We start from the raw sequence: 18,776 nt of genomic DNA on the forward strand, positions 1-18,776 counted from the left end.
GCCTCCAGCACCTCCATCGTCTCGGCGAAATCCTCCTCGGTCTCTCCGGGGAATCCGACGATGATATCGGTGGAGATCGCTACGCCGGGAACCATCTCGCGTATCTTTCGGCAACGATCGAGGAACCACTCCCTGGAGTAGCCCCGCTTCATCTGTTTGAGCAGCCGGGTCGATCCGCTCTGGAGGGGGACATGGATCTGGGGGCAGATCTTCGGGTTGGCGGCGAACTCCTCCAGAAACTCGTCATCCATATGGAGGGGATGGGGCGACTGAAAGCGGATCCGTTCCAGCCCCTCTACCTCGCTCACCCGGCGCAGCAGTTCGGTAAAGTTGCCCACCTCATCCTCTCCGGCGCTGAAGCGGCGTCCGTAATTGTTGACATTCTGCCCCAGCAGGATCACCTCTTTGGCTCCGCTCTCCACGGCCCGCTTCACCTCCTGGAGAATCAGGCGGCTGGGGATAGAGATCTCTTCACCGCGGGTCGCCGGAACGATACAGAAGGTGCACTGTTTGTCACACCCGATGGAGATGTTGACCATCGCTTTGAAGGGATTACTGCGGTACTCCCCGAAGGGGTAGGTGCTCTCATCGTAATCGGTCTCCACCTCGACGGCATGCTTCTGCTTCAACACTTTGGTGATCTTGGAAACGTTGCGGGCTCCCAGGACGAAATCGACATAGGGAGCCCGTCGGATGATCTCCTCACCCAGGTGGCTGGCGGTGCATCCGGTCACGCCGATTTTGGCACCCTCTTTTCGCATTTGACGGAAACGGCCGATCTCCGAAAAGAGCTTCGCTACCGGCTTCTCCCGCACCGAACAGGTGTTGATGATAATCAGATCCGCCTCGGAAAGCTCTTCCGTCAGGGTATACTCCTCTTTGCGGGAGAGCTCGGCGATCATATGCTCGGTATCCCGGACGTTCATGGCACAGCCCAGGGTCTCGATATAGAGTTTTTTGCTCATTGGGGATGCGTTCACTGCTGAACGATATGAACCTCGTAGATATACTCGTCTTCGTTGAGGCCGTATTTAACCTCCCGCATATAGACGTTGTAACCTTTTTCCTCGAAATATTCAATCAGGGCCTTGAGATCCTTGTGGGAGTTGTCCCGATCGAAATAGAAGATCGACTTCTCGGGAAGCATCTCCTCGATTTTGCTCAAATCGACGGTTTTCGGTTTGGCTTTGAGTGTCGTTCGTGCCAGTTTCAGTTTCATTGGGTTCCCTTTCCCGCACGCGCTGCGGGGATATTGAAGTATTTATTTAGATTATACTTTATTTTCCGTAAAGCTTCGATTAGATACAATGGTATTCCTCAAAAAGAAAGAAAATCCTGCACGAATCGTAACTCTCAAGCCGTCAATTTATCGATAGTCTCGTCTGTGCCGGAATCAATAAAACGCAAGAAACGAAGGATAAGCAATGCAAAAAATTCTCTCCATCATCGAGTCGATGGCCCACGAAAAAAACCTCTCGGTGGAAAATGCCCTGGAAGCCTTCAAGGAAGCGCTCATCCAAACCGCCAAGCGTCTTGCCGGGGAAGAGAGCCAGTTTGAAGTGGAGATCGACCGGGACAACGAGGACTACCATATCTACAAGGTCCTCACCGTTGTGGAAAACGACGACCCCCGAGCTCAGGAAGAACCCGAGAGCTACATCACCGTCGACGAAGCCAAAAGCTACGACGAGGGGATCGAGCCGGGTGACAAGATCCGCAGCGAATTCCACCTGGAGGATTACGGCCGCACCGCCGCCGCCAATCTTTTCCATGAGCTGGAGTACCATATCCAGCGCCGGATCGAGCAGGACCTCTTCGACAAGTACAAAGCCAAGGTAGGCTCCATCATCATTGGAACCGTCAGCCGGGTCGACGATGCGGGCAACACCTATGTGGAGATCGGGGAGCTCAAAGGGATCCTCAGCCAGCGCAACCGGATCAAAGGGGAGAGCTTCAAGACCGGAGACACCCTCAAGGCTCTGCTGCGCTTCGTCTCCATTGACCCCAAATACGGCATGCACTTGGAGCTCACCCGCACCGCTCCCAAATTTCTGGAGGAGCTGATGAAGCGGGAGGTCCCCGAGATCCAGGACGGGGCCGTGGAGATCATCTCCTCTTCCCGCATCCCCGGGGAACGGGCCAAAGTGGCCCTCAAGACCGACCGCCCCGACATCGATCCCATCGGCGCTGCCGTCGGTCAGCGCGGGGTACGGATCAACGCCGTCAGCGAAGAGCTCTGCGGTGAAAACATCGACTGCATCGAGTACTCCCCCATCCCCGAGATCTTCATCACTCGAGCCCTCTCCCCGGCTGTGGTCCAGAACGTGAGAATCGAAAACAACAATACCGCCGATCAGAAAGCCATCGTCGACATCACCGCCGATCAAAAGGCCAAGGCCATCGGCAAAAGCGGGATCAACATCCGCCTGGCCTCCATGCTGACCAAGTATCAGATCGAGCTTAACGAGGTCGAGGGAATCGTCGAACGTGCCCCTTCCGCCACCGAAGAGAAGACCAAGGATCTCTCCGCCCTGGAAAACCTCTTCAAATAGCAGACGCCACCTGCTTCTTCGCCATGCCCGATAAAACCCTCCTCAAAACCGTTCGCTTCAACCGGGAGACCTTCGAGGCCCTCCGGCAACTTGCCGAGAACGAAGAGCGTCCGATCGACGCTCTGATCTCAGAAGCCCTGGATACCTGGCTCGAGGCGAAGGCCCAGGCCCTGATGGAGGCGGAGATGGAGCGGGAGAGGCGGGAGAGCACTTTCGACTACGACGAATTCTGGGACGGCGTGGATCTGGATTGAACCCAAATTTTGCAGTAGAAAGTGCTGGCTAATGTAAATTGAGTGCTCTGAAAAACAACCGGTTTCACTCGATAGCTCTGGCAGTCGCGAACGCAAGCGCCCGTTTCACGGGTTGAGCGCTCCTTTGTCGCCATCGAGTGAAACCTCTCTTGGACGATCTTCAGAGGGTTCAATTTTGGGTTGAACCTTATCGCCTCCGGTGCGGGTCGATGGCCAGCAGCACCAGATCGGCGATCATATTTCCCAGCAGCGTCAAAAAAGCCCCCACAACCAGAATCCCCATGATGACGGGGTAATCCCGTGCCAGAGCGCTTTGATAAAAGAGCAGCCCCATTCCGTCAATGGAGAAGATCTGCTCCAATATGACACTGCCTCCCAGCAGTCCCGGCAGCGAGAGCCCCAGAATCGTCACGATAAAAGGCATCAGATTGGGGTAGATGTAGCGGCGGACGATGATCTTCTCACTCAGGCCTCTGGCTTTGGCATAGAAGAGGTAGTCGCTTTTGAGGATCTCCCGGGTCAGGGAACGGATATAGAGCATCAGCGACCCGAAGCCGGTAAAGACCACCACCGTCACCGGCAGCACCAGATGCCAGGCGATATCGAGCCAGCGGGCCGGGCCCTGCTTCGGTTCCAGTCCCTCCAGCCCCGCCATGGGGAACCACCCCAGCTTCAGACCGAAGACCAGAATCAGCAGCAAAGCCAGATAGAAAGAGGGCATGGCGTAGCTCAGCAGTGAGAGCTGCTTCATCGTGCTCTCATACGCTCCGCCCTTGAGAGCGCTGCGGATCCCGTAGCGAAAAGCCAGCCAGAAGACGAAGACCATCGAGACGAGATTGATCCCCAGGGTGATGCCGATCCTTGCCCCGATCTCGTCGATCACCCGGTTGCCGCTGGCGAAGGAGACACCGAAATCGAGATGAAGCATCGCTTTGAACCAGTCGAGATATTGGATCCAGAGGGGTTTGTCCAGGCCGTAGACCGCCTTGAGGTGGGCGATCGCCTCCGGCGTCATATTGGGGTTGAGGCCCCCGGCGGCGAAAAAGCTGTTGGGGGCCATATGGATCGCTCCGAAGGTGATCAGGGAGATCAGCCAGAGCATGGCGGCCAGATAGAGGAGTTTGCGAAAGAAGAGGAGCAGGGTCTGCTTCATACCTGCGGAGGCGCCACCACACTCATCATGGCGTGAAAGCTCTCGGGGTCGAGGGAGGCGGAGCCTACCAGCACTCCGTCCACATCGGCAATGGCGGCGATCGCTTTGATATTGAGGGGATTGACACTGCCGCCGTAGAGCAGCGGCCGCTTGATCCGGCGGCGCAGCTCCGCATGGGTCGCGGCGATCTCTTCCTCTTTGGCGGCGCGTCCGGTTCCGATGGCCCAGACCGGTTCGTAGGCGACAATCAGCCGTTCATAGTCCAGATCGATCCCGTCGAACTGCTCCCAGAGGTACTCCGCTACCGCTTCGTCCCCCTCCTGGCGCACCTCCAGGGGCTCACCGACACAGTAGACGATCTGAAGCCCCTGCTCGGCAAAAAAGGCGAACTTTTCGGCGATGAACTCCTGACTCTCTTCCAGGATCCGTCGGCGTTCACTGTGGCCCAGGAGCACGGTATCGATCCCGAACTCCTCCAGCTGGCTCAAACCGATCTCTCCGGTATAGGCCCCTTCTTTGGCAGGATAGGCGTTTTGGGCCCCGACGGTGATCCAGTCACGGGAGGACTGCAGCGCCGTCGCCGGAGGGAAAACCATTACTTTGAAAGGGTACTCCGCCGCCTCCATAAGGGCTTCGAGACGGTCCAGATATTCGGCTGTACTTTGGCGGGTATGGTGCATTTTGAAATTGGCGGCAAAGATCATTCTCTCTCCTTTAGGCTTGCAAAGCGACGATACCGGGGAGCTCTTCTCCCTCGATGAGCTTCAGGCTGGCCCCTCCGCCGGTACTAACGAAGGTCATCTCATCCACATCGCCGGCCCGGGCCGCCACGTCGGCAGTATCCCCGCCTCCGACAATCGTCGTGGCGTGGCTCTCGGCGATGTAGTGGGACATCTTGATGGAGCCTTTGGCGAACTTCTCCATTTCGTAGACCCCCATCGGCCCGTTCCACATGATGGTATGGGCATCGTTGAGGGCCTCCCGGAAAAGCCGGGTGCTGGCCGGACCGATATCCAGCCCCATCCACCCTTCGGGAATCTCCTGGGTCGGCAGATACTTGACCGTCGCCGTCTCACTCAGCTCCGGAGCGACGACCACATCGACGGGCAGATAGAATTTGACCCCGTTCTTTTTGGCCTTGTACGTGATGGTCCGCGCTTCGTCGATGAGATCCTCCTCCACCAGGGAGTTCCCCACCTCGTAGCCTTGGGCCTTGAGGAAGGTAAAGGCCATTCCTCCTCCGATGATGATCTTGTCCACCTTGCCGATAAGCCGGTTCAGAGCTTCCAGCTTGCCCGAGACCTTGCTCCCGCCGACGACCGCGACGAAGGGACGGGAGGGATTCTCCAGCACCCTGGCAAAGAAGTTGACCTCCTTGGCCAGGAGGAAGCCCGCCGCCTTGTGCTCCATATCATAGAGCGAAGCGATGGCGTGGATCGAGGCGTGCTTGCGGTGGCAGGCCCCGAAAGCATCGTTGACGTAAAATTCACCGAATTGGGCCAGCTTTTTGGCGAATTCGATGTCATCTTTGGTCTCACCGGGATCGAAACGGAGGTTTTCCAGCAGGAGTACATCCCCTGCTTCCATCCCCTGGAAGAGCTCCAGGGCCCGGGGCGTGATGACCGCCCCCGCTTTGGAATCGTCGAAATAGAGATGGTTCTTATGCTTTAGCAGGACATCGAGGCGCTTGTAGACGGGATAGAGGGAGTATTTCTCTTCGAATTTACCGGGTTCCGGGCGCTCAAAGTGCGATCCCAGAACCACCTTGCAGTTACGATCCACACAATAGCGGATCGTCTGGAGCGCCGCCCGGATCCGCCGGTCATCGGTAATATTGCCGAACTCGTCGATAGGTACATTGAAGTCACAGCGGATGAAGACGGTGGCGCCGTCAATCTCCAGATCCTTGATGGTTTGAAGCATAAATCCCCCTTTTCCCGCTTGCGGCGGCATTTTATGATAAACTTTCCGGGTATTTTACTCCATCAGAGGTAATCACTTGGTTAAAGGATCACAAAAGGCGGCGTTGTTCGGGGGGAGTTTCGATCCCCCGCATCTCGGGCATCGTCAAATTCTTGAAAAGCTGCTGGAAGATCCTTCTATCGATCAGGTCATCGTCGTACCCGCCTGGCTCAATCCTTTCAAGGAGCTGAGCCACGCTTCGGCTTTTCAGCGTCTGGAGTGGTGCCGAAGAGTCTTCGATCTGCCGGGCGTGGAGGTGAACGACTATGAGATCCGGCAGGGGCGGCCGGTCTACACCATCGAGACCTGGCAGGCTCTGAAGAAGAGCTATCCCCTGAGCTATCTGGTGATCGGCAGCGACAATCTCTCCTCCATCACCCAGTGGAAAGATTTCGAGACCCTGAACCGGGAAGCGATCTGGATCGTCGCCACACGGGGCGAGGAGCGGCCCGACCTTTCGATGCTTCGAGAGGCGCAGATCCTACCAGTGGAGGTCCCCGTCAGTTCGACCGAGATCCGTCGGGGCCGCGGGCTGGAGTATGTGGATCCCCGGATCCGCGAGGAAGTGATCCGAACCTATCATCTATCAAAGGAGACTCTGTGACACTACAGGAACGTGTCGATCGTATCGTCCATCTGCTGGACAGCAAAAAAGCCGAAGAGATCGAGGTTTTCGATCTGGGCAATGTGGACTATATCGCCAAGCAGGTGATCATCGCCAACTCCCTGGGCGGCAAACATACCCAGGCCCTTTTCGACAACATGAAAGAAGAGCTCAAGCCGCTGGGTGAGAGCTTTTACGGCTCCGACGAGAGCGACGAGTGGATCGTCGCCGACCTGGGCGAGATCATCGTCCACCTCATGACCCCCAACTACCGCCAGCGCTACAGTCTGGAGGAGTTCCTCGAAGAGCTGCGGGCGGCCAAAAACTCACAAAAGTAGGAAGTTCTCCCGCATTCAAAGATCGAAGCGGTCCCGCTCCATCACCTCGTTCCAGGCGGCGGCGAAATCCCGTACGAAGCGCTCTGCATTGTCCACTTGAGCGTAGAATTCCGCCTGGGCCCGGAGCTGGGAGTTGGCTCCGAAGACCAGATCGACCCGGCTGACCCGCCAGCGCAGATCCCCCGTTTTGCGGTCTCGCCCTTCGAAAATCCATCCCCGCTCGTCCGCCGGGCTCCATTCCGTCCCCATATCGAGGAGGTTGACGAAAACGTCGTTGCCGAGCACACCGGGTCGATCGGTGAGCACGCCGAGGTCCTCGTCACCCCAGACGGCACCCAGTGCCCGCAGTCCCCCCACCAGAACCGTCATCTCGGGAGCGCTCAGTCGCAGGAGCGACGCTTTGTCGATCAGCGCCTCTTCGGCCCGAAACGAACAGTCGGGATGGAGATAGTTGCGGAATCCCTCGGCCACCGGTTCAAGATAGCCAAAGGACTCCTCGTCGGTCTGCTCCTGCGTCGCGTCGACCCGTCCCTGACGGAAGGGAACTTCGATCTTTACGCCCGCCGAGGCGGCCCCTTCTTCCACGGCGCAGTTGCCCGCCAGGACGATCAGATCGGCCAGAGAGATCCCCGTCCCTTCTTCACAGGAGGCGTTGAACTCTTCCCGAATCCTCTCCAGCACCGTCAAGACCCGTTCGAGGCGCTCGGGCTCGTTGGCGGGCCAGTTTCGCTGGGGAGCCAGGGCGATCCGCGCCCCGTTGGCCCCGCCCCGCTTGTCCGAATCCCGGTAAGTGGAGGCCGAAGCCCAGGCGACGAAGACCCGATCGGCGACGGAGAGCCCCGATTGGCGGATTCGCTCTTTGAGCTCCGCGATCCGGGCCGGATCGAGGGGTGCGAAACGCCGCGGCGGGAGCGGATCCTGCCAGATCAGATCCTCCTTCGGAACCTCCGGTCCGAGATAGCGGGCTTTGGGCCCCATGTCCCGGTGGGTGAGCTTGAACCAGGCCCGGACGAACGCCTCCTCGAAAGCGGCTGGATCCTCCAGGAAGCGCCGGGAGATTTTGGCGTACTCCGGATCCATCCGCAACGCCAGATCGGTGGTGAGCATCACCGTCTTGTGCTTCGCCTCGGGATCGTGGGCATCCGGAACGAGATCCTCCTCCGCCGGAGCGACCGGTTCCCACTGCCATGCCCCCGCGGGGCTTTTGGTCAGATTCCAGTCGTAGGCGAAAAGGAGCCGCAGAAAGTCGCTGTCCCACCGGATCGGATTGGGGGTCCAGGCCCCCTCCAGACCGCTGGTGATCGTATCGGGCCCTTTTCCGCTGCCGAAGCGGTTTTTCCACCCCAGCCCCTGCTCCTCGATCGGCGCCGCTTCGGGTTCGGGTCCGAGATATTTCTCCGGATCGGCCGCGCCGTGGTTTTTGCCGAAGGTATGACCTCCGGCGATCAGCGCGACGGTCTCTTCGTCGTTCATCCCCATCCGGGCGAAACTCTCCCGGATATCCCGGGCGGCCGCCAGTGCGTCGGGGACGCCGTCGGGACCTTCGGGATTGACGTAAATCAGCCCCATCTGCACCGCCGCCAGGGGATTGGCCAGTTCGCGACCCTCTTTGTGCCGCATGTCGCCGAGCCACTCCTGCTCCGGTCCCCAGTAGATATCCTCCTCCGGCTCCCAGATATCCTCACGCCCTCCGCCGAAGCCGAAGGTGCGCAGCCCCATTGATTCCATCGCCACGTTCCCCGCCAGGATCATCAGGTCGGCCCAGGAGATCGCGTTGCCGTATTTCTGTTTGACAGGCCACAGCAGCCGTCGCGCTTTATCCAGGTTGACGTTGTCGGGCCAGCTGTTGAGCGGAGCGAAACGCTGATTGCCGGTCCCCCCTCCCCCTCGGCCGTCCATGATCCGGTAGGTCCCGGCGCTGTGCCAGGCCATCCGGATGAAAAACGGACCGTAGTGGCCCCAGTCGGCAGGCCACCACTCCTGCGATTCGGTCATCAGCTTCTTCAGATCCTCCTTGAGTCCCTTGTAGTCGAGTCTCTCGAACGCTTCGCGATAGTCCAGAGTCTCGTCGGGAACGATCGGCCCCCGGTTCTGGTGCAGAATCTTCAGATTGAGCTGTTCGGGCCACCAATCGCGGATCGACTCGGCTCCCAGGGTCGTATGGGCGAAAGCACTCTCTTCCGCCGGACATTTTTTTTCAGTTTTCATCTTTGTCACCTTTTGATTGATTTATAGTGCCCGGCTCCAAACCGGTACCGCTGTACAGGCCGGCTTAGCCGGCAGTGACATCGGGGCAGCGCTTTTTGAAATACTCCCGATCGGCCTTGCAAAGCGGGCACTGGGCGGGGGGACGTTTGCCCCGGTGGACGTGTCCGCACACTTCGCAGATCCACTCTTCGTTGTTCTCGCTGTCGAAGAACCCTTCCCGCTCCAGGGCCGCCTTGAGCTCCAGATACTCCCGCTCGTGCTCCACCTCCACCTTGCCGATGGCACGGAAGAGCCGGGCGATCGCCTCCAAACCCTCCTCTTTGGCGATGGCGGCAAAGTTGGGGTACATCTCCTCGTGCTCGTAGCGCTCCCCGTCGGCAGCGTACTGAAGATTTTTCCGGGTGCTGTCGAGCTCCACGCCGTGGACCAGTTTGTTGTAGGCTTTGAATTCGGCCATGGCGTGGTATTTCTCGTTATCCGCCGCCTCCCGGAAGAAGCGGGCGATCCGGTGCAGCCCCTCCTCCATCGCCACTTCGGCGAAGAATTCGTATTTGTTCCGCGCCTGGGATTCGCCGGCGAAGGCCTTCATCAGATTGACAGCCGTCAGATTCTCCGTGGTACAGACCATTTCCTGACCGCAGCAGACCAGGGTGCCCCCTCCGACGTGCTGAACCTCCACCTCGTTGCCGCAGACCTCGCATTTGTAGCTTTCGTATTGTTTCATTGTTCTTTCCTTGCATCTTTTTTTATTGAGCACTCTGAAAACTCCCGAAATACTCATGATGTCCTGGATCCTGAATCAAGTTCAGGATGACGTCATAATGTCCAGTCTGTTTTTCAGAGGGCTTCGTTGTTCTCTTTGGCAGAGCCGGAATCGGTAACCACCTCTTCCGGATATAGCACCTCATGCTCTCAGGGAGTCGATGAACTCGGTGATATCCTCATGGAGCGCCGTCAGATCCTCCTCATGTTCCACCTCGTCGGCCAGGATCTGGCTGACCAGGTCGTAAGTGACGATATCCTTCTCGCGGGTCATTTCCGCCAGTTCCGAGTAGGTGCTGATGGCACACTGCTCCCCTTTGATGGCATCCTCCAGGATCGCCACCACGTCGAAATCGGAGGGCTCTTCGTAACCGCAGTTGGTCTGGGTGAACCACTCTTTGGGATTGAGCAGCGGCGTTCCGCCCAGCTGAAGAATCCGCTGCGCCACCATATCGGCGTGGCGCAGTTCATCCGCGGCATGCTGTTGCAGTTCGGCAATCGCCGCGTCTTTCATGATCCCCTTGACCACCTTCTCCTCGATGTAATATTGATAATAGGCCAGCCACTCGTCGGCATAGGCTCTGTTGAGAAGCCGAATCAGCTCCGAAACCTCGATCCCTTTGATGATAGAGTTTCCTCTTCGTGCCATCTTCTCTCCTTCTGATTTATTTATGGATAAATTTTTTCCATGAAGAATTATATGCTAATTACTCTTAAAGGAAAATTATTTTCTAAATAAATTAACTTATGTGAATTATAAGGAGTAGTAAAGAGAGCGGAGGCCTAAAAAATGGCTGAGAGAGTGAATAGACGCCCTGGAATCCCTATGGAGGGGTATTTATCATCCCATCTTCCTGATCAAGTCCGAAATGACACAGTTTTTCAGAGAGCCTTATTGGAGTATAAAAAAGATAGCGGAAAATTTGGAGAGAATAGAATCAGAGGGCTCAGCCCTCGTAGCGGGACCCTTCGAAGAAGTTCAGCGCCACAAAGAGCAGCAGGGTCGCCGCCGGCAGGAGAAAGGCCCACCAGAGATAGCGTTCTTTGTAGAGATAGAAGAGCAGCGCCAGCCACGCCAGAGCCAAAAGCACCGCATGGGCCAGGAAGAGCGGTAGTATCGCCCGCATCGTCAGGCCCATCATCGCCAGGGAGGCGATCCAGAGGAAAGTCCCCAAAGCGATGAGACTCTTGCGCCAATTACGACGGCGATACCAATCCAGGGCGATCAGCCCCAGGGTCAGCAGGATAAAAAGGAGGATGCGGCCCATCAGAGGCGCTCCAGCACCTTGATCCCCAGGATCTCCAGGGCCAGCCGCAGGGTTTTTGCGGTCGTACGGGCCAGGATCAGACGGCTCTGGCGCAGATCCTCGGGGACATCCTCCCTCAGGATGGGGTTGTTCTCGTAGAACTTCATGAAGAGGGTGGCCAGTTCGTAGAGGTAGGTCGTGATGTAGTGGGGCATCGCCTCCCTCGCCGCGGCACGGAGCACATCTTCGAGCTGGAGCAGTTTCAGCGCCAGCCGCCGCTCCAGTTCATCGCCGATCTTCACGGTCCCGGTCACCTCGCCCTGGTATTTGCGGAAGATGGAGCGGATCCGGGCATAGGCGTACTGCTGATAGAGGGAGGTGTTACCCTCCAGGGAGAGCATCCGGTCCCAGTCGAAGATGTAGTTGGACTCCCGGTTGATGGAGAGGTCCGAATACTTCACCGCTCCAATCCCCACGATCTCGGCGATCTTCTCCAGCTCCTCTTCGCTGTAGGCCTCCCGCTGGGTGATGGCCCCTTTGGCCCGATCGACCGCCTCTTCCAGCAGATCGATCAGTTTGACGGTGCCGCCGTCACGGGTCTTGAAAGGACGGCCCGACTTGTCCAGCATCATCCCGAAGGAGACATGCTCCAGCTGCACATCCTCCGGAGCGTACCCGGCCAGACGCGCCACAGTAAAGACCTGTTGGAAATGACCCGCCTGTCGGGCGTCCACCACATAACTGATCCGTTTGGCTCCCAGCTGAGCGACCCGGAAGCGGATCGCCGCCAGATCGGTGGTGGCGTAGAGGAAGCCGCCGTCACTCTTCTGGATGATCAGAGGGTTCTCTTCCCCCTCTGTGAAGACCACTTTGGCCCCCTGGCTCTCCTGCAGCAGCCCCTTGGCCTCCAGATCCTTGACGATGGCCTCCAGGTCATCGTTGTAGCTGCTCTCGGCCCGCACATCCTCCCGGGTCAGTTTGACATGAAGTTTGGAGTAGACCTCTTCGCAATGCCCCAGGGATTTGTCGATGAAGTTCTCCCAGAGGTGCAGACAGCGCACATCGCCCCCCTGGAGCTTCACCACATACTCCCGGGATTTGTCGGCAAAAGCTGCATCCTCGTCGAAACGCTTCTTGGCCGCCTTGTAGAACTCCTCCAGATCGTGAAGGCTCCCTTCGGCTCCCTCGCCCAGCTCCTCGAGGTAGGCGATCAGCATCCCAAACTGGGTCCCCCAGTCTCCGATATGGTTCTGACGGATCACCTCATCGCCAAGGAAGGCAAAGAGATTGGCCAGGGAGTCCCCGATAATGGTGGAGCGCAGGTGCCCCACATGCATCTGCTTGGCCATATTGGGGCTGGAGTAGTCCACCACCACCTTGCGGGGGGTTGCGAAATGTCCGACGCCCAGGCGTTCGTCCTGAGCCGCAGCATCAAGTCCTGCGGCCAGCCAGTCGGCACGAAGGTGGAGATTGATGAAGCCGGGACCGGCGATCTCCACCCGATCGAGGATCTCGTTCTCTTCGATCGCCTCCACGATGGATTGGGCGATCTCCCGGGGATTGCGTCCCAGACGCTTGGCCAGGGCCATTGCACCATTGAACTGATAGTCGCCGAATTCCGGTTTGCCCGCTTCGTTGACCTGAACATTTTCTGCCGGGATCTCCGCCTGTTCACAGGCACGCTGTATCAACTGATTGAGTTGTGATTTGATCTGCATCGTTTATTGAATCCGTTATTGAGGAATGATATGAAGAGGGCTCCAAAGAGCCGGGGAGAGGGGAGCAAACTCCCGGGGCACTCAAGCCTTTTGACTCTCTTTGACGTCGGCGCTCTGCTCGGCAGAAGCACTCTGTTCTTTGTTCTCGATCTCTTTGGCCGGCGTTTCGGAAGACTCCTCATCCTCTTTGACCGCCTGTTTGAAATCCTTGATCCCTTTTCCCAGGCCTTTGGCCAGTTCGGGAATCTTCTTACCGCCGAAGAGGAGGACAATCACCCCCACGACCAATAGCAGTTCCCATCCGCTAGGCATACCCATCGTCTGATCCTTTCATCCGCGCTGGAGCGCTTCTCTCTAGTGAATTTGGAAGTATTATACTGGAACTTTTTTAATGAGGGGCATTGTTGACAGAGGCCAACCAGGACTCCCGGAAACGCTGCAGAGCCGCGTGCCCCGGACGAAGCCGGGCCGCCCGGGCGATGGAGACGAACTCCTCTGTCGCTTTCTCCAGGTCGTCGTTGACGATCAGGAAATCGTACTCTTCCAGAGCCCGGATCTCTTCCCGGGCATTCTCCAGGCGTCTTTGTACCGTAGCGGGGTCATCGGTGGAGCGGCTCATCAGACGGTGCTCCAGTTCTGCCAGGGTCGGGGGCGTGATAAAGGCGGAGGTGATCCGGTCCCCCATCCGCTCCCTTGCCAGGCGATGCCCCTGGACATCGATATCGAAAATCACCAGCTTCCCCTCGGCCAATGCCTCGCGGACCGGCTTGAGGGAAGTGCCGTAGTAGTTGCCGTGGACCTGGGCATACTCCAGAAACTCCCCGGCGGCAATCTCCCGCTCGAAACTCTCCCTGTCGGTAAAGTAATAGTCCACCCCGTGGACCTCCCCCTCTCTCGGAGGACGGGTGGTCGTGGAGATGGAGAAGTAGAAATCTCCGATAAGAGGCTCTGCCCGTTGGATGATCGTGCTTTTCCCCGCCCCGCTGGGGCCCGAAAGGATCAGAATTGCACCGCTATCGTTCATAACTCCTCCTCGGGAAATTCGATGGTCAGACGTATCGTCGCACCCCGGAGAAGTTTTTTCAGCTTTTTACTCCGAAAACGCTCCACCAGTTCCAAAAAAGTCTCCGCATCGATTGTCTGCTCTGCCGCTTCGCTTTGCATCTGCGCAACAGGCTCGTCGATCTCTCCCTCCAACAGACGACGGATTCGAAAAATCTCCTCCTCGTCCAGAATCTCGGTACTCTCCTCCGGAGTCACTCCCTCCTCTTCGAGAAAATCCCGAATATTTTCCCTCTCAGGTCTGTTCTCCTCTATCGGTTTCAGCCGGAGGGCTTTTTGGATATCCGCCGGCAGGAAAGGTTTGGGAATAACCGCATCGAAACGACTCTCTTCCGGAAGCAGTGAAGGATCTCCCAGCAGGAGACGGCGTCCGGCAAGCAGATGATCGATCCCGATCTCCCCAAATCCCTCAAGAAAACGATCCTCTTCCAGGATGACATCGTAATGATCCGAAGCGGGACCTTGGGCACCGTTGACGATCTCGAGCTCTGCCCCGTCAATCTCACGCAACCCCAACCTGACCAACTCCTGAACAACACGATTCCTACTCAAGAGCAAAATACGCATAGCTCTCCTTCTCTTTGCTTGCCGGAGATAACTCCGGAATATCTCTGTCCCTACCTTCAAGAATCTCTGACGATACTCTCACCGGGATGATGACAGTATCTGCCTCGATTGTTCAAAAGCTCTCTTGGCAGTTTGAACCTGTAGTAATGAAAGTATTATATCTAGGATCGACTAAAGGCTATGGGAAGATCAATTTGAAGATGTCATATCACGATAAAATTGGAGGAAGAGTGAAGTGGTACGCCCGACAGGATTCGAACCTGTGACCTTCTGAACCGCAATCAGATGCTCTATCCAGCTGAGCCACGGGCGCATGTTTTGGAGCCGAATTCTATCCGATCAATGCTTAAGAGAAAATAAAGTTTAATTTTCCTCCCAAACTCTGCGAAGAAGCTTCATCGGCCCGAACAACGCATGGGCCTCCGGATTGGTGATGAAACTATGATTATAGGGATGTTCCAGAGCAATTCTCGGCAAGCCTTCCGCCGCAGAGAGACGCTCCACTTCCCGGGCATGGGCTCCGAAGAGGATCAGCGTCGGAGCCTCCTTTCTCAATCCCTCCAGTAGTGTTTCCACAAATCCCCGCCAAGCCCGGATATGACGGTGGGAAGCCTCGGATCCGCTGAAGACCAATGCCATGTTGAGCAGCAGTACACCGGCGGTCTCAAAGTTGTGACGCAATTCCTGCATCGTATCGATCAAATCATTTTTGTCCAGAGCGGCGATAGCCGCCTGGGAGGTCTCGGCCGGATCGAGACGACCGTCGGCCACCAGGGTCATCTTGATGAAGTTCCGCAGGCTCGTCGCCCGATTGACCTCTTTGCTCAGACCCTTTTCAGAAAAGATTTTGTCAACTCTTCCGTCGATAAAGGCGTAACCGATGGCACTCTCCTCCCGAGGATAGGGATCCTGTCCGAAAAGGATATAACGCAGATCCTCCGGCTGAAGCGTGGAAAAAGCTGCCAGAAGACGATTTTTGGCAGGGATATACCCTTCCCCCTCCAGCAACCACTCCCGATACTCTTCTTCCAGGGCTTCCAGTGCCGGCACCAGGATCGGATCCCAGACCGTATCGACTCCGTTGAGCCTCAACAGGTCTTTCAACCTTCCCTCTTTCGCCCCGGATGCCGATAAATATTCATGTCTCATTTTTCATTTCTCTTTGCTAATTTCTCATTAGCACGTCTATGACGATCAATCCGAAAAAGACAAACCCCAAATAGCCGTTGACCGTAAAGAAAGCCCGGTCGATCTGGGTGAAATCCTTGCGAACCAGATAGTGCTCGTACCCCAGCATCAATGCCGAAAAGACCACCGCCAGCTGCGCCCAGCCTCCCAGGTCTGCACTTTGGACAAAAAGTTCCCAGCAGACGACGGTGACCCCGTGAAAAAGAGCTGCTAGGGCCAGAGTACGTTTCGCCCCCAGTCGGGAAGGGATCGAATGGAGCCCATGCTCCCGGTCAAACTCCATATCCTGCAGGCTGTAGAGCAGATCGAACCCTGCCACCCAAAAGGTCACCCCCGCCGCCAGCCAGAGAGACCATCCGGGGATCCGATCCTCCACGGCGATGGCTCCGGCAATCGGGGCCAATCCCAGTGAGAGCCCCAGGACGAGATGGGCCATAGCACTGAAGCGCTTGAAGAGGGTATAGGCTCCCAATATCAGAAGTATGGGAACTGAGAGTTTGAACGCCAGGTCGTTGATCGCCCAAGCCACCAGAATGAATCCCAGTGCATTGAGCAGGATAAAACCGATCATCTGTGCCCCGTTCACTCTGCCGTCCACCGACGGGCGGTTGCGGGTCCTCGGATTGAGCGCGTCGATATCCCGATCGAGATAACGATTGACCCCCATAGCATAATTGCGTGCCGTCACCGCCGCCAAAGCCCCCAGAATCAGAAGCCGCCACCCGAACCATCCCTCGGCCGCTACCACCATCGCCACAAAGATGAAAGGGAGAGAAAAGACCGAATGCTGAAACATCACCAGTTCGGAAAAGTCCGAAAGTTTCTTTTTTAGCGATACCGTATCCAAATTCACCCTTTATAAAGAGTGTAGATCACTCCAAAATTTCTTATTTTCTTTTGACCACACTCCAGGGCGGGAATGAATTCCCGCCTCCAAAAAATCGCATTGCAAAGCAACGCCCCCAAATTACTCATTCCTCATTCGGGAACAGGGTTCCCGCTCTACGGGTGCGGAATCCGGATTTTAGAATTGAGCGACCAGGCGATCAGCAGGACCAACCCTCCGATAACCCAAACCGATTCGATGACTCCGTAGCGATAGCACAGATAGAGCACCCAGAGGAGAATCGCGCCCAAAGGCGTGGGCACCCCCTCGAAATACTTCTCCACAGTACCTGCATCCACCTTGAGGTTGAACTCCACCAGTCGCCGAAGCCCACTGATGATGTAGAAGATAAAAACAATTCCCAGCACGATCTCTTGAAAGAGAGAACTCTTTTCCAGAGCGTAAAAGAGCAGAAAGCTTGGCATGATCACAAAAGAGAGAAAATCGGCAAAGCTATCCAACTGAATCCCAAATTCCGTCGACAGTCCGAATTTTCGGGCCACTTTGCCATCAGCGATATCCAGAGCCCCGGCGATCCACGCCAGGACAATCGCCACCGCAAACTCCCGCCGGCCGATAAAGTAGAGGGCCAAAATTCCGCAGGCGATATTTCCAAACGTTATCAGATTCGCTAGGTTGTAGCGATTCTCTTTTTCCCACAATCTCAAGGTTAAACCTTGAAAGGTATTTAGCGTACCGTACGGTAGAGGACTCTTCCCTCTTCCGTCTCAGCATCGATGGTCTTGACAAATCCGTCCAGAACAATAAAGACCAGATCCCGTATCGGATACTGTGTACTTTCAATTCCTACGATACTCGCATAGATCTCCGGGAACTCCTCTTGCCCTGTCCGGATCAAACGCTTGAGGAAGAGATAGCCTCCTTCTACTTTGGTCTCCTGACAGAAAAAGACGTAAACTTCATTTTCTTTATCCAATTCGAAAAGCAAATCGGTTTTTCGTTTTTGTTGCTTTAGAAATTCTCCGAAACCCTCAACCGGGGAGTGGATCACAATGATCGAAAAACTTTTCAGACGTCTGGCAGACATCAGCCGATAGAGAAACTCCAGAGGGAGTTCGCCTTCCTGGTAAAGGCGGATACCGATTTTCAACGTTCGCTCATCATATAGATGATCCCAGCTTTTAAATTTTCTCGCCATGATGCCCTACTTTCTTCGTTGGTAACATAAAGTATTATAGCACAGTGCCGACATAACACTTATAGATCGAATAGGGGATTTCCCCAGTGTCGATCGGCACTTTTTCTCCATCACATTTCTTTCTCTTGGTATGATGAGAAAGAATGACGCCGCAAACAGAAAGATATGGATGGATTCAGTGCCTTTTGTTATGATGCACTTATGCTTATGAAAGATTCATTACGACAAGTCGCTATCATCGGACCGACTGCCAGCGGCAAAAGTGCCCTGGCGCTTGAGATTGCACAAGAATATGAGGGGCGAATCCTTTCTCTCGACTCTCTGGCAATCTACCGGGAGATCGACATCGCCTCGGCCAAACCCAGCTCTCGGGAACTAACCACGGTACCTCATGACGGTATTGACATATTGGCTCCGGACGAATCCTTCGATGTATTACGTTTTGTCTCACTCTATCACGAAGCAGCCGCCAAAGCAGCGCGTCAGGGCAAGGTCTTGATTCTCGTCGGAGGAAGCAGTTTCTATCTCAAGACTCTGATAGAGGGTGTCAGCCCGCTTCCCCCGATAGCCGAGGAAATTCGCCTTGAAGTCAAAACATTGCTTACCCGACCGGACAAAGCCTTTGAACGTTTGCAAGCACTTGCCCCGGATACCGCTAAACGCCTAGGTTCAGGCGATCGTTACCGTCTCGAAAAAGCGCTTCTGATCACCCTGCAAACCGGACTCGAACCCCTAGAATATTTTCGTCTCCACCCTCCCGTTTCACCGATCACTGAACCGCTGCCGATTTTTGAAATCGAGACTGATCGCGCAAAGCTGAGAGAGCGGATCATTCATCGGACCGACGGAATGCTGCGTGCCGGGCTTGTGAATGAAATCGCCACACTGGAGAGCCGATACGGACGATCTCCCCAATCCATGAAAGCTATCGGCATCGTTGAAGTTCTGGACTATTTTGACGGGCGACTGGACTATTCTCAAATGCGAGAAAGAATCATCACCAATACTGCCAGACTTGCCAAACGTCAGCGAACCTTCAACCGTTCACAGTTTCAAGATGTAATACGAAGTGATATAGAGGGGTTGAAAAAGGAAATCGGAAAAATCCTAGCGTAG

22 protein-coding genes and 1 tRNA gene are annotated in these 18,776 nt (G+C 56.0%); 5 read left to right on the plus strand and 18 right to left on the minus strand.

All coding sequences use genetic code 11. From position 1 onward, the window contains the following. Window positions 1-965, minus strand: a 965-nt coding sequence (gene miaB / locus F8I07_RS08190) for a tRNA (N6-isopentenyl adenosine(37)-C2)-methylthiotransferase MiaB (RefSeq protein WP_292658186.1), incomplete at its 3' end; no start/stop codon positions are given. An 11-nt stretch (window positions 966-976) separates the two neighbouring features. Beyond that, window positions 977-1,219: an HP0268 family nuclease gene (locus F8I07_RS08195; RefSeq protein ID WP_292658188.1), complete on the minus strand. Its 243-nt coding sequence runs from the start codon at window positions 1,217-1,219 to the stop codon at window positions 977-979. 205 nt (window positions 1,220-1,424) lie between these two features. Here F8I07_RS08195 and nusA point away from each other — a divergent pair, with 205 nt between their 5' ends. Together nusA and F8I07_RS08205 are read left to right on the plus strand one after the other, a co-directional pair. After that, window positions 1,425-2,552 carry a transcription termination factor NusA gene (nusA, locus tag F8I07_RS08200; protein ID WP_292658190.1) on the plus strand — a complete coding sequence of 376 codons (1,128 nt, stop codon included), beginning with the start codon at window positions 1,425-1,427 and terminating at the stop codon, window positions 2,550-2,552. Between the two features lie 23 nt (window positions 2,553-2,575). Beyond that, window positions 2,576-2,806, plus strand: coding sequence for a hypothetical protein (locus F8I07_RS08205; RefSeq protein WP_292658192.1), 231 nt, complete (start codon window positions 2,576-2,578; stop codon window positions 2,804-2,806). 187 nt (window positions 2,807-2,993) lie between these two features. Here the strand turns inward: F8I07_RS08205 and F8I07_RS08210 are convergent, their stop codons facing one another. From F8I07_RS08210 to pgk, 3 genes are read right to left on the minus strand one after another with little or no spacing between them, the layout of a single operon-like run. Beyond that, on the minus strand, window positions 2,994-3,959 hold the full coding sequence (locus F8I07_RS08210) for an ABC transporter permease (RefSeq protein WP_292658194.1): 966 nt from the start codon (window positions 3,957-3,959) through the stop codon (window positions 2,994-2,996). Beyond that, on the minus strand, window positions 3,956-4,663 hold the full coding sequence (locus tag F8I07_RS08215) for a triose-phosphate isomerase (RefSeq protein WP_292658196.1): 708 nt from the start codon (window positions 4,661-4,663) through the stop codon (window positions 3,956-3,958). Before F8I07_RS08215 ends, F8I07_RS08210 begins: the two co-directional genes overlap by 4 nt. Before the next feature lie 10 nt (window positions 4,664-4,673). Beyond that, window positions 4,674-5,882 carry a phosphoglycerate kinase gene (gene pgk, locus F8I07_RS08220; RefSeq protein ID WP_292658198.1) on the minus strand — a complete coding sequence of 403 codons (1,209 nt, stop codon included), beginning with the start codon at window positions 5,880-5,882 and terminating at the stop codon, window positions 4,674-4,676. 76 nt (window positions 5,883-5,958) lie between these two features. Here pgk and nadD point away from each other — a divergent pair, with 76 nt between their 5' ends. Both nadD and rsfS read left to right on the plus strand, forming a co-directional pair. After that, window positions 5,959-6,525, plus strand: a complete 567-nt coding sequence (gene nadD, locus F8I07_RS08225; protein ID WP_292658200.1) for a nicotinate (nicotinamide) nucleotide adenylyltransferase — start codon at window positions 5,959-5,961, stop codon at window positions 6,523-6,525. Then, the gene (gene rsfS, locus F8I07_RS08230) at window positions 6,522-6,863 is read left to right on the plus strand and encodes a ribosome silencing factor (protein WP_292658202.1); all 342 of its coding nucleotides are present in this window, start codon (window positions 6,522-6,524) and stop codon (window positions 6,861-6,863) included. Before nadD ends, rsfS begins: the two co-directional genes overlap by 4 nt. A gap of 15 nt (window positions 6,864-6,878) precedes the next feature. Here the strand turns inward: rsfS and katG are convergent, their stop codons facing one another. The 13 genes from katG to F8I07_RS08295 all read right to left on the minus strand — a co-directional run bounded on the left by katG (window position 6,879) and on the right by F8I07_RS08295 (window position 17,660). After that, complete coding sequence (gene katG / locus F8I07_RS08235; RefSeq protein ID WP_292658204.1) at window positions 6,879-9,071, minus strand: catalase/peroxidase HPI; 2,193 nt, start codon at window positions 9,069-9,071, stop codon at window positions 6,879-6,881. A gap of 64 nt (window positions 9,072-9,135) precedes the next feature. After that, the gene (locus F8I07_RS08240; protein ID WP_292658206.1) at window positions 9,136-9,795 is read right to left on the minus strand and encodes a ferritin family protein; all 660 of its coding nucleotides are present in this window, start codon (window positions 9,793-9,795) and stop codon (window positions 9,136-9,138) included. A 180-nt stretch (window positions 9,796-9,975) separates the two neighbouring features. Then, window positions 9,976-10,482, minus strand: a complete 507-nt coding sequence (locus tag F8I07_RS08245) for a ferritin-like domain-containing protein (protein WP_292658207.1) — start codon at window positions 10,480-10,482, stop codon at window positions 9,976-9,978. A 298-nt stretch (window positions 10,483-10,780) separates the two neighbouring features. Then, window positions 10,781-11,101 carry a hypothetical protein gene (locus tag F8I07_RS08250; protein ID WP_292658209.1) on the minus strand — a complete coding sequence of 107 codons (321 nt, stop codon included), beginning with the start codon at window positions 11,099-11,101 and terminating at the stop codon, window positions 10,781-10,783. Continuing rightward, a complete protein-coding gene (argS, locus tag F8I07_RS08255; protein ID WP_292658211.1) occupies window positions 11,101-12,798 on the minus strand; it encodes an arginine--tRNA ligase in 1,698 nt (565 codons plus the stop codon). The genes F8I07_RS08250 and argS overlap by 1 nt, the downstream gene beginning before the upstream one ends. An 81-nt stretch (window positions 12,799-12,879) precedes the next feature. Further along, a complete protein-coding gene (tatA, locus tag F8I07_RS08260) occupies window positions 12,880-13,116 on the minus strand; it encodes a twin-arginine translocase TatA/TatE family subunit (RefSeq protein WP_292658214.1) in 237 nt (78 codons plus the stop codon). 70 nt (window positions 13,117-13,186) lie between these two features. Beyond that, the gene (gmk, locus tag F8I07_RS08265; protein ID WP_292658217.1) at window positions 13,187-13,822 is read right to left on the minus strand and encodes a guanylate kinase; all 636 of its coding nucleotides are present in this window, start codon (window positions 13,820-13,822) and stop codon (window positions 13,187-13,189) included. Further along, complete coding sequence (locus F8I07_RS08270; RefSeq protein ID WP_292658219.1) at window positions 13,819-14,427, minus strand: hypothetical protein; 609 nt, start codon at window positions 14,425-14,427, stop codon at window positions 13,819-13,821. The genes gmk and F8I07_RS08270 overlap by 4 nt, the downstream gene beginning before the upstream one ends. A gap of 236 nt (window positions 14,428-14,663) precedes the next feature. Beyond that, window positions 14,664-14,740: transfer RNA gene (locus F8I07_RS08275), tRNA-Arg, on the minus strand. 50 nt (window positions 14,741-14,790) lie between these two features. Beyond that, the gene (locus tag F8I07_RS08280; protein ID WP_292658223.1) at window positions 14,791-15,531 is read right to left on the minus strand and encodes a uracil-DNA glycosylase; all 741 of its coding nucleotides are present in this window, start codon (window positions 15,529-15,531) and stop codon (window positions 14,791-14,793) included. A 61-nt stretch (window positions 15,532-15,592) separates the two neighbouring features. Beyond that, the gene (gene mqnP / locus F8I07_RS08285; protein ID WP_292658226.1) at window positions 15,593-16,462 is read right to left on the minus strand and encodes a menaquinone biosynthesis prenyltransferase MqnP; all 870 of its coding nucleotides are present in this window, start codon (window positions 16,460-16,462) and stop codon (window positions 15,593-15,595) included. 155 nt (window positions 16,463-16,617) lie between these two features. After that, a complete protein-coding gene (locus tag F8I07_RS08290) occupies window positions 16,618-17,169 on the minus strand; it encodes a CDP-alcohol phosphatidyltransferase family protein (protein WP_292658228.1) in 552 nt (183 codons plus the stop codon). 20 nt (window positions 17,170-17,189) lie between these two features. Then, a complete protein-coding gene (locus F8I07_RS08295; protein ID WP_292658230.1) occupies window positions 17,190-17,660 on the minus strand; it encodes a hypothetical protein in 471 nt (156 codons plus the stop codon). A 165-nt stretch (window positions 17,661-17,825) separates the two neighbouring features. Here F8I07_RS08295 and miaA point away from each other — a divergent pair, with 165 nt between their 5' ends. After that, on the plus strand, window positions 17,826-18,776 hold the full coding sequence (miaA, locus tag F8I07_RS08300) for a tRNA (adenosine(37)-N6)-dimethylallyltransferase MiaA (RefSeq protein ID WP_292658233.1): 951 nt from the start codon (window positions 17,826-17,828) through the stop codon (window positions 18,774-18,776).

Source organism: Nitratifractor sp., assembly GCF_015487065.1.
Lineage (GTDB): Bacteria > Campylobacterota > Campylobacteria > Campylobacterales > Sulfurovaceae > Nitratifractor.

Coding starts and splice junctions, on each gene's coding strand:
- F8I07_RS08195 (WP_292658188.1), bottom strand. CDS start 1,219: ATGAAACTGAAACTGGCACGAACGACACTCAAAGCCAAACCGAAAACC.
- nusA (WP_292658190.1), top strand. CDS start 1,425: ATGCAAAAAATTCTCTCCATCATCGAGTCGATGGCCCACGAAAAAAAC.
- F8I07_RS08205 (WP_292658192.1), top strand. CDS start 2,576: ATGCCCGATAAAACCCTCCTCAAAACCGTTCGCTTCAACCGGGAGACC.
- F8I07_RS08210 (WP_292658194.1), bottom strand. CDS start 3,959: ATGAAGCAGACCCTGCTCCTCTTCTTTCGCAAACTCCTCTATCTGGCC.
- F8I07_RS08215 (WP_292658196.1), bottom strand. CDS start 4,663: ATGATCTTTGCCGCCAATTTCAAAATGCACCATACCCGCCAAAGTACA.
- pgk (WP_292658198.1), bottom strand. CDS start 5,882: ATGCTTCAAACCATCAAGGATCTGGAGATTGACGGCGCCACCGTCTTC.
- katG (WP_292658204.1), bottom strand. CDS start 9,071: ATGAAAACTGAAAAAAAATGTCCGGCGGAAGAGAGTGCTTTCGCCCAT.
- F8I07_RS08240 (WP_292658206.1), bottom strand. CDS start 9,795: ATGAAACAATACGAAAGCTACAAATGCGAGGTCTGCGGCAACGAGGTG.
- F8I07_RS08245 (WP_292658207.1), bottom strand. CDS start 10,482: ATGGCACGAAGAGGAAACTCTATCATCAAAGGGATCGAGGTTTCGGAG.
- F8I07_RS08250 (WP_292658209.1), bottom strand. CDS start 11,101: ATGGGCCGCATCCTCCTTTTTATCCTGCTGACCCTGGGGCTGATCGCC.
- argS (WP_292658211.1), bottom strand. CDS start 12,798: ATGCAGATCAAATCACAACTCAATCAGTTGATACAGCGTGCCTGTGAA.
- tatA (WP_292658214.1), bottom strand. CDS start 13,116: ATGGGTATGCCTAGCGGATGGGAACTGCTATTGGTCGTGGGGGTGATT.
- gmk (WP_292658217.1), bottom strand. CDS start 13,822: ATGAACGATAGCGGTGCAATTCTGATCCTTTCGGGCCCCAGCGGGGCG.
- F8I07_RS08270 (WP_292658219.1), bottom strand. CDS start 14,427: ATGCGTATTTTGCTCTTGAGTAGGAATCGTGTTGTTCAGGAGTTGGTC.
- F8I07_RS08295 (WP_292658230.1), bottom strand. CDS start 17,660: ATGGCGAGAAAATTTAAAAGCTGGGATCATCTATATGATGAGCGAACG.
- miaA (WP_292658233.1), top strand. CDS start 17,826: ATGGATGGATTCAGTGCCTTTTGTTATGATGCACTTATGCTTATGAAA.